Consider the following 9,828-nt stretch of genomic DNA (forward strand, 5'->3'; position numbering starts at 1 on the left):
AGGTTCGCGTCCGGCCGCTCATGCCGGATGTTCATGCGCTGCGCCCATGCAGTGCGACTAATACCGTTGGTTGTCATGCATCTTTCACAATCGGCTCGTAGCGTTAGCGCTCTTTTAACGCGCTGGCGTTTTTTTGCTAGCTTATCGAGCCTGCCTTTGCCCTTGTCCAATTCATCGCCCTCAGCCGCGCCGGCCTCTGTCGAGACGGTTTGGACCGTGCCGCTGCATGAACATGAACATCCATGGTACGACCATGTGCGCCTGAAACGCGTATTCGTGACTGACGGCACGCGCCATCAGGTGGTCATGGTCGATGCGCGCAAGTTGCTGGAATGCGCGGATCGCGACAACACCGATTACGTGTTGAAGCCGGTTGCCGAATGGCATTCGGGCAAGGTGCGTGGCATTCGCGAGTTTCTCGATCCGGAGAATCCGCGCATTCCGCAGATGCCGTACGTGACGATCTCGACGCGTCGCGCGCCGGGTCTGCTGGGCTGGTTCGGTCTCGAGCGCGAGGGCGTGGTGGCGTTTCGCAACGGGCAGCATCGCGCGCGCTATCTGGCCGATGCGGGCGCGCGCTGGTTTCCGGTGGAAGTGCACGAACGCGAGGCGGCCTTGCTGCGCGAGATATGCGGCGCAGCGGACGACGCCCGCACGGTAATCCGCCCGACTACCGTGGATGGCAGCGGCACTACCTAACTTCGCGCCCGTACGACGTTGCGCGGCGTGCCGGCCTGCCATGCCGCGACGTTCTCAAGCGTGGTCTGCGCGATCTCGTTCATCGCCTCGCGCGTGAAGAATGCCTGGTGCGCGGTGACGATCACGTTCGGGAACATCAATAGACGCGCCAGCACGTCGTCCTGCAACGGCAGGTTCGAGTGGTCCTCGAAAAAGAGGCCGCCTTCTTCCTCGTACACGTCGAGCCCGAGATGGCCGAGCTGGCCATCTTTCAACGCGCCGATCAGCGCATTGCTTTCGACAAGTCCGCCGCGCCCCGTGTTGATCAGCATCGCGCCACGCTTCATCTTCGCGAGCGCGGGCCCGTCGATCAGATGGTACGTGCCGGGCACCAGCGGACAATGCAGGCTGACAACGTCGCTTTCGGCGAGCAGGGTGTCGAGCGGCACATAGCGCGCGCCGAGCGCGAGCAGATCCTCAGCCGGCGTACCGGGGTCATGAGCGAGCACCTGCATGCCGAAGCCCGCCATGATGCGGCCGAACACGCGGCCGATCATGCCGGTGCCGATCACGCCCACAGTCTTGCCGTGCAGATCGAAGCCGAGCAGCCCATGCAGCGAGAAATCGCCTTCACGGGTGCGCGCGACCGCGCGCGGCAAGCGCCGGTTCAGCGCCAGAATCAGACCGACCGCATGTTCGGCGACCGCGTGCGGCGAGTAGGCCGGCACCCGCGCAACCGTTATGCCGAGACGTTCGGCCGCGGCCAGGTCGACGTGATTGAAGCCCGCCGAGCGCAACGCGATCATGCGTGTGCCGCCGGCATGAAGACGTTCCAGGACGGCGGCGTCGACGTTGTCGTTGACGAACGGGCAGACCACTTCGTAGCCCTCGGCGAGGATCGCGGTTTCGACATCCAGGTGCGATTCCTGGAAGTGCAGTTCATAGCGATGCGTGCCGTTGGCCTCGCCGAACGTGTCGCTGTCGTATTGGCGGCTGCTGAACAGGATCATGCGCATGAATGGCTCCGAAGGATGCGTGCCGGCGTGGTGAATGCCGACTTACGAGGCGGCAGGCGGGCACGTCAGTATATCGGCCCTTTATGGTAATGACCGCTGCTTGCGATGCACGGTCCGAAAACCATTCCGCCCTTTACTAAAGATCATCTTTTGCGAAGCGAAAACGGTCGCAATTGAAAATCATATTGACAGCGATGCCGAACTACAATATTTATTAAAAAAGCAGTCCCAATAAAACATGTTCAATCATGCCAAGAGAGAACCGGCCGCCAGCAGAACGTGCCTTTTTCAGGCGTCGGACAAACTTCGCGAGGAAAGCGTGACTGTCGAACTTGCTGAAAAGTATTTCACTATCGCTATCGTCGCTGCATTGCGGCATATCTTCTTTGGCGCCGAGAGCGTCATGCCATTGCAATAAACTTTCCATTCAATGGAATTCGGTGATGCCGGATGAGTAATTCCTGAGTCGGGTTGACTCGCGTCGAATTCATTTCAAATTCCAGAAAGATTTTTTCATCTTTCTGCTAATAAACCGTAAATCGGCGAGCCAACATGATCGGTGAATTGCTGAGGTCTCAACCGGAGATCGCGCTGTTCGCAAGCCTTGCAATCGGATATTTCATTGGTTCGTTTCGCGTGGGGCCGATTCAGTTGGGCGGCGTCTGCGGCACGTTGATCGTGGCCTTGCTGTTGGGGCAGACCGGCGCGCGGCTTGCCCCCGATCTGAAGAACATCGCCTTTGCGCTGTTCATCTTCGCGCTGGGTTTCACCGGTGGACCGCAGTTCTTTGCCAACATTGGCCGGGGCTGGCGCTATGGCTTGCTGTCGGTGGTCGAGATCGTCTCGGTGCTGGTGCTGATCATGATTGCGGCCTTCGTGATGCGGCTCGACGCCGGGACGGCGGCCGGTTTGCTGGCCGGCGCCGCGACGGAGTCGGCGGTGATCGGCACGGCTTCGGAGGCCATTGCCAAGCTCGGCTTCAGCGGCGCTGAGACGCTGCGCCTGCAGGCCAACATCGTGACCGCGTACAGCGTGAGCTACCTGTTCGGCCTGATCACCATCGTCCTGTTCACCAGTCAGTTTGCGCCGCTGCTGCTGCGCATCAATCTGCGCGAAGAAGCCGAGCGTGTGTGGCACAAGCTTGGCGGCGACGGTGCCTTCGGCGAGGGCCAGCGGGCCGCGGCACCGGCGCTCGTGGGCCGCGCGTTCCGGGTCGGCACGGCGGTCGGCGCGACGATCCAGGCGCTCGAACAGAAGCACGGCTTCAACCTGACCATCGAGCAGGTTCGGCGCAACGGAGCCGACGTGCCGGTCGAGCCGCAACTGACGTTGGCCGCCGGCGACCTGATTCTTGTGGGCGGGCGGGCGGCGCGAAGCGATGGTCGACGCGGCTGCCAGCCTCGGCGAAGAAGTGGCTGACGCCGGCTTCGGTCAGATCATTGCGGAGAAGCTCGACGTCGTGCTGACGCGCAGCGACGCGCACGGTCTGACGGTCGCGCAGTTGCGCGAACGGGCGAAGCCGGAGGAAGGGCGCGGCATCTACATCGCCGCCGTCACGCGGCTTGAAACCACGGTGCCAGCGCTGCCCGGCACCGAGCTCAATCGTGGCGACGTGCTGACGCTGGTGGGCGCGAAAGCCGACGTCGAGCGTGGTGCGCGGCATCTGGGCTACGTGCTTACCGCGACCCAGAAAACCGACTTCGTCTATCTCGGCCTGGGCGTGCTGCTCGGCATGGCGATCGGCCATCTCGGCGGGCGCATCGGCGGTGTGTCGATCGCGCTCGGCACGGGCGGCGGCTGCCTGCTGTCGGGCCTGCTGTTCGGCTGGATTCGTTCGCGTCATCCGTTGGTCGGCTCGCTGCCTTCGGCCGCCGCGCAAATTCTCAAGGACTTCGGCCTTGCCACCTTCATTGCCGCCGTCGGTCTGTCAGCGGGGCCCGATGCCATCAAGCTGGTGCGCGAATACGGTCTGGCGCTACCCGTCGCCGGCATCCTGATGGTGCTCGTGCCCGGCCTGTTGTCGCTCTGGATCGGCCGCGCGTTTCTCAAGCTCGAAGCGCCCATGCTGCTCGGCGCCATTGCCGGTCAGCAATGCAGCACGCCGGCGATCAGCGCGCTGGTCGGCGTAACCGGCAATTCGACGCCCGTGATCGGCTACACGATCACCTATGCACTCTCGAACATTCTGCTGCCGTTGATGGGGCCGGTCGTCGTCGGCCTCGCCGGGAAGTTCGGCTAGGCGGGGCAGATGGGTTGCGCGCGGCGTGGCGCGCAGTCGACCGCATGCGGATGCCGTGAGGTTCGTATGCACATGCAGCATCCAGTACTCAGTATCGCAAACTATCCAGCGAGGGCATGATGGACTGGCTACATCACATTTTTCAGAAATCACCCGAGATTGCGCTGTTTCTGTCACTTGCAGCCGGCTATTTCATCGGGCAGATCAACTTCGGCAAATTCCAGTTAGGCGGCGTAGGCGGTTCATTGCTGGCCGCGGTCCTGATCAGTCAGGCGAGCGTGACGATCGACAACGGCGTGAAATCGGTGATGTTCGCCGTGTTCATTTACGCGGTCGGCTACGACTCCGGGCCGGGCTTCTTCAACTCGCTGAACCGCAAGACGCTGCGTGAGATCGCGATGGCGATCTTTCTCGCCGTCACCGCACTGATCACCGTGGTGATCTGCGCGAAGCTGTTCCATCTGAACAAGGGACTCGCCGCCGGACTCGCGGGCGGCGCGCTGACGCAGTCGGCGATCATCGGCACGGCCGGCGACGCCATCGCGCGTCTCGGTCTGCCCGCCGATCAGGTCAAGTCGCTGCAATCCGACGTGGCGATTGCCTACGCGGTGACCTACGTGTTCGGCTCGCTCGGCGCCATCATTGTCTGCGTGAACATCTTGTCGAAGTTCATGGGGCAGAGTCTGCGCGACGCCTCGATCGAAGCGGAGCGTGAACTGTCTGCAGGTTCGTCTTCACTCGGAGCGGGGCAAATTCGTGCGTTGCCCGAACTGGTGGGGCGTGCGTACAAGATCGATGTCAGCGCCGGGAAAACGGTCAAGGCAGTCGAGACCCTGCATCAGGACATGTTGACGATCGAGCGGATCAAGCGTGACGGTAAGAACCTCGAGCCGACGCCCGATCTGACCTTGCAACTCAACGACGAAGTGCTGGTGGTGGGCCGCCGGGAGGCGGTGGTCGCATTCGGCGCGAACGGCAACGAGATCGCCAGCGTCGACGACATTGGCGTCGTGATGCAGACGCGCGAAGGTGTGTTCACACGCAAAGGCATGAATCACACGACGATCGCCGCCGCACGCGAAGTCGTGGATCGCGACTTGCGCCATGGCGTTTATATCCAGAGCGCCTCGCGTGCCGGCCAGCCGCTGCCGATCCTCCCCGAAACCAAGCTTGAGCACGGCGACGTGATCACCTTCTACGGTTCGCCGAAAGACACCAAGCGCGCCGTCGATGCAGCCGGCTACGAGCTGCCGTACAGCAACAAGACCGACTTCATCTATATGGGTGTCGGCATCGTGCTGGGTCTGCTGATTGGTCTGATCGTGATCGACGTGGGCGGCGTTCCGCTCACGCTCGGTTCCGGCGGCGGCTGTCTGCTGGCCGGCCTGCTGTTCGGCTGGATGCGCGGCAAGCATCCGATGTACGGCGCAATGCCGTCTGCGGCTTCGCAGTTGCTGAAGGACTTCGGCCTCGCGGCGTTCGTCGCGGTGGTCGGTTTGAATTCGGGCTTGCAGGCCGTGGTGACCGTCAAGCAGAGCGGTATGACAATCTTCCTGCTCGGGGTGGTTGTCACCGTGCTGCCGCTGATACTGACGATGCTGTTCGGCCGCTACGTGCTGCGCTACAACAACGCGGCCATCCTGGCCGGCGCGCTGACGGGTTCACGCAGTGCCAACCCGGCATTCGGCGGTGTACTCGACAAGGCGGAAAGCGCCGTACCGACCGTGCCGTTTGCGATCACCTACGCAATTGCGAACGTCGCGTTGACCTTGCTCGGACCGCTCGTGGTCGGGCTGGTTTAGCCCGGTTTAGCGTACGCATTTATCGATCTCTCTTACGCCGGCGGCAACTGAACGTGTCCCTCGCGACGCCGGCGTCATTCACTTGCACATTGGAGAACGCATCATGGCAAAAGAGAAAAGCGGCAAGAAACAAGGCGACATGGCTCAAGCCGGCTTTGCGGCGCTCAGCCCGTTCGAACTCAAGGATGAACTGATCAAGGCCGCGGGCGGCGGCGCGGTGGAGCGTGCCGCCAACGCATCGATGCTCAACGCCGGCCGCGGCAACCCGAACTTCCTCGCGACGATTCCGCGCCACGGCTTCTGGCAGCTCGGCTTGTTTGCGATGCGCGAGTCGGAGCGTTCGTTTGCGTTCATGCCGGAAGGCGTTGGCGGCTTCCCGCGTCGCGAAGGGCTGACGGAGCGCTTCGATCTGTTCCTGCGCGAAAACAAGGGCGTGCCCGGCATCGACTTTCTGCGCGGCGCGGTGTCGTATGTGCGCGATCAGCTCGGACTCTCCGCGGGCGACTTCCTCTATGAAATGTGCGAGGGCATTCTCGCATCGAACTATCCGGTGCCGGACCGGATGCTCAAGCTATCCGAACAGATTGTCGGGCAGTATTTGCGCAAGGAGATGATCGGCAACCATCCGTTCGTCGGCGGGTTCGACGTGTTCGCGGTGGAGGGCGGCACGGCGGCAATGACGTACATCTTCAACACGATGCGCGAGAATCACCTGATCAAGCCGGGTGACACGATTGCGCTGGGCCTGCCGATCTTCACGCCGTACATCGAAATTCCGCGCCTGAACGACTATCAGTTGAACGTCGTCAATCTCGAAGCCACGGTTGAAAGCGGCTGGCAGTATTCGAAAAAGGAACTCGACAAGCTGCGCGATCCGAAGGTCAAGGCGTTCTTCCTCGTGAACCCGAGCAACCCGCCTTCGGTGAAGATCGACGACGAGAGCCTTCAATACATCGCGGACATCGTCAAGGAACGCCCCGATCTGATTCTGTTGACCGACGACGTGTACGGCACCTTCGCCGACGACTTCGTCTCGCTGTTCGCGCTCGCGCCGAAGAACACCATCCTCGTGTACTCGTACTCGAAATACTTCGGCGCGACGGGCTGGCGTCTTGGCGTGATCGCGACGCATCGCGACAACGTGCTCGACAAGCTGATCGCCGAGTTGCCGAAGGACGCGAAGAAGCAGTTGCACGAGCGCTATGAATCGATCACGACCGAACCGGACAAGCTCAAGTTCATCGATCGGCTGGTCGCCGATAGCCGCACTGTCGCGCTGAATCACACGGCGGGTTTGTCGACGCCGCAGCAGGTGCAGATGGTGCTGTTCTCGCTGTTTTCGCTGATGGACACGCCTGACGCGTACAAGAACGCGTTGAAGCGCCTGATCCGCAAGCGCAAGCAGGCGCTGTACGAAGAGGTCGGCATTTCATTCGAGGACGACGATCCGAACCAGGTCGACTACTACACGATTCTCGACATCGAGTTCCTCGGCGAGCGCATGTTCGGGCGCGAGTTCGTCGACTGGCTGCTGAAGAACACCGAGCCGTCGGAATTGCTGTTCCGCCTCGCGCGCGAAGCACGCGTGGTGCTGTTGCCGGGACGCGGCTTCGGTACGCAGCATCCGTCGGGACGGGTGTCGCTGGCTAATCTGAACGAGTCGGACTATCGGCAGATCGGCCGCGCGATGCGCAAGCTGATCGAGGAATACGTCGAGCGCTACAACGCGGCAACCGGCAAGAAGCTCGATAAGTCCAAGGTGAAGTGAGGCTTTAATTCACGCTTGATTTGTGCGGGATCCGCGCTGGAACTCGGCTTCGAGCGCGCTCAGGCATGGACAAAAAACTTGCGCAATTGTGCGGATCAGTGAATGATCGGTTAAGCGGCCCCGCCAGTGTCATTGCTGGCGGGGCCGCTTGTCCCTTTGCACTCTGACATTCACGTACCGATCATGCCGACTTCATCCACCTCTGCCGCACCGGTTTCCTACGCTGTGCCTTGTCCGGTTGTCGAATCGCTCGACGCCATTCTTCCCGAAGAGCCGTTGCTGATGATGGGCGCCGGCCCCGTGCCGATTCCCGCGGCGGTGGCCAAGGCCAATACGGTGGTGATCAATCACCTGGGCAGCACGATGGTGAAGGTGATTGGTCAGGTGAAGACCATGGCGCGCTACGTGTTCCAGACGAATTCGAAGTGGGTGCTGGGCGTAGCCGGGCCGGGTTCTGCTGCGATGGAAATGGCGATCTCCAACCTCGCATGGGAAGGCACGAAAGTGCTGAGCATCAAGAACGGCTTTTTCAGCGAACGGATGGCGGAGATGGGCCGGCGCGTCGGCGCGGAAGTTGCGATTCTCGACGTCGAGGACGGTACTGTGGCGAGTCTCGAAAGCGTGGCTGAGGCGATCCGCCGCGAGCGTCCCGAGATAGTGACGATCGTGCAGGGTGAGACATCCAACACCGTGTGGAACCATCAATTGAAGGAGATTGCGGCGCTCGCGAAAGCAGCCGGTGCGCTGGTCATCGTCGACGCGGTGTGTACGTTGAGCACGATGCCCTTGGAGATGGACGCGTGGGGCATCGATGCGGTCATTACCGGCGGGCAGAAGGGCTTGTCGTCGATCCCGGGGGTTTCGCTGATCGCGTTTTCGGATGAGGCATGGGCGCGGGTGAAGGGGCGCACGGCGCCGAATGCGCATTGGTGTCTTGACGCTTCGCTTGCGGAGAATTTTTGGCACAACGCGGGGTATCACTATACGGCGCCCGTGTCGGGGGTGCTGGCGTTGCACGAGGCGTTGCGGCTTGTGTGTGCGGAGACGCTTGAGAAGCGGTTTGCGCGGCATTTGAAGTGTTCGGTTGCGCTGCAGGCGGGGATTACTGCGTTGGGTTTGCAGCTCTATGCGCCGGCGCCTTGTCGTTTGAATTCGGTTGTTGGCATCGTTGTGCCGGAGCGATTGAGTCCTGCTGATATCTGCGGGCATATCTCGCGGCATCACCAGGTGGAAATCTCGGGTTCGTTTGGCTTGCCGATTGTGCGTATTGGGCAGATGGGCGAGCAGTGTCGGGAACATAACCTGTTCAGGACCTTGCATGCGCTTGGGCGGACGATGGTGGATCTTGGAGTTAAGGTTGAGTTGCCGGCTGGGGTGGCGGCGCTTGAGCGGGGGTTATCCGAAGGGAAATGAGGTTTTTTTGCCTTCGCGGCGCTTATTGTCAGTGTTCCTGGGGCGTTGGCCTTTCCTTGATTTGTTAGTGGTCTATTAGCGTTCCCCCTGTGCGGGGGGCACCTACTTTTCTTTGCCGGCTGCAAAGAAAAGTAGGCAAAAGAAAGCAGCTCAAACCGCTACTGCTAAGTGGGCACCGTGGTCTGCTTGGGGTAGTGGTGCATCTGGAATCCGTGTTCTCGCACATTCCGCGTTAGTGACAAAGGACTCATCAGCTCCCACTCCGCACTGCGTGCGTCGCGGACGGGTCTGCATGGGAAACCATGGGCTTCGGTTGAGGTTTGTGGGGGCCGTCGGCTTTGCCTCGGCGACACGCTTCTGCACCCACGCGGAAACACCCGCTTCAAATGATATGTCGGTGTGCTGAATCGCCGTCTTGGTCCTGGTCCCGGTCACGATCACAGTCGCTGCCGCTGCCGCTGCCGCTGCCGCTGCCGCTGCCGCTGTGGGTGGTTGCAGTTGCCGTTCCAATCACAATCGCGGCGGTGGTGAGGCGGTGCAATGACGAGCCACGGTCCGGTGGCGAGACGCAAGCGTCAAAACGTAGCGGGTGGTTTTAAGAAGTACTCTTCGGCGCTCGCAGCGTCGCCGGAAGTATGACGCCCTTGTCACTGGCGTATGCAGGTGCACGAACACAGATTCCAGATGCACCACTACCCGCAGCAGACCACGGTGCCCACTTAGCAGTAGCGGTTTGAGCCGCTTTCTTTTGCCTACTTTTCTTTGCGGCATGCAAAGAAAAGTAGGTGCCGCCCCGCACAGCAATGCTCTCAACTTAAGCCCGAAAGGGCTTGTATACGGGGCGTTCGACCTGTAAACTTCATCGCATAACTGATTGATAAATCGACGATATGAACTCAAATACCAGCGTCC

General features: G+C 61.2%; 6 protein-coding genes and 1 pseudogene. 5 read left to right on the top strand and 2 right to left on the bottom strand.

Annotated elements, in window-relative coordinates; all coding sequences use genetic code 11:
• Positions 1-75: 75 nt before the first annotated feature.
• A complete protein-coding gene (locus FSO04_RS37930) occupies positions 76-699 on the top strand; it encodes a plasmid fertility inhibition factor family protein (RefSeq protein ID WP_154566591.1) in 624 nt (207 codons plus the stop codon).
• Here the strand turns inward: FSO04_RS37930 and FSO04_RS37935 are convergent.
• Positions 696-1,694, bottom strand: coding sequence for a 2-hydroxyacid dehydrogenase (locus FSO04_RS37935; protein ID WP_154566592.1), 999 nt, complete (start codon positions 1,692-1,694; stop codon positions 696-698). The two genes, FSO04_RS37930 and FSO04_RS37935, sit on opposite strands and share 4 nt — an antisense overlap.
• 214 nt (positions 1,695-1,908) lie before the next feature.
• Entirely contained in the window at positions 1,909-2,121 is a 213-nt protein-coding gene (locus FSO04_RS37940) for a hypothetical protein (RefSeq protein WP_154566593.1), read from the bottom strand.
• A 125-nt stretch (positions 2,122-2,246) separates the two neighbouring features.
• Between FSO04_RS37940 and aspT (FSO04_RS37945) the strand changes: the two are divergent.
• From aspT (FSO04_RS37945) to FSO04_RS37960, 4 genes and pseudogenes are all read left to right on the top strand, one after another.
• Positions 2,247-3,933, top strand: a pseudogene (gene aspT, locus FSO04_RS37945) (aspartate-alanine antiporter).
• A 119-nt stretch (positions 3,934-4,052) separates the two neighbouring features.
• Positions 4,053-5,735, top strand: coding sequence for an aspartate-alanine antiporter (gene aspT, locus FSO04_RS37950; RefSeq protein WP_154566594.1), 1,683 nt, complete (start codon positions 4,053-4,055; stop codon positions 5,733-5,735).
• A gap of 103 nt (positions 5,736-5,838) precedes the next feature.
• Positions 5,839-7,503 carry a bifunctional aspartate transaminase/aspartate 4-decarboxylase gene (locus FSO04_RS37955; protein ID WP_154566595.1) on the top strand — a complete coding sequence of 555 codons (1,665 nt, stop codon included), beginning with the start codon at positions 5,839-5,841 and terminating at the stop codon, positions 7,501-7,503.
• A gap of 183 nt (positions 7,504-7,686) precedes the next feature.
• Positions 7,687-8,916, top strand: coding sequence for a pyridoxal-phosphate-dependent aminotransferase family protein (locus FSO04_RS37960; protein WP_154566596.1), 1,230 nt, complete (start codon positions 7,687-7,689; stop codon positions 8,914-8,916).
• Positions 8,917-9,828 lie beyond the last annotated feature (912 nt).

The organism is Paraburkholderia madseniana, from assembly GCF_009690905.1.
GTDB classification, from domain to species: domain Bacteria; phylum Pseudomonadota; class Gammaproteobacteria; order Burkholderiales; family Burkholderiaceae; genus Paraburkholderia; species Paraburkholderia madseniana.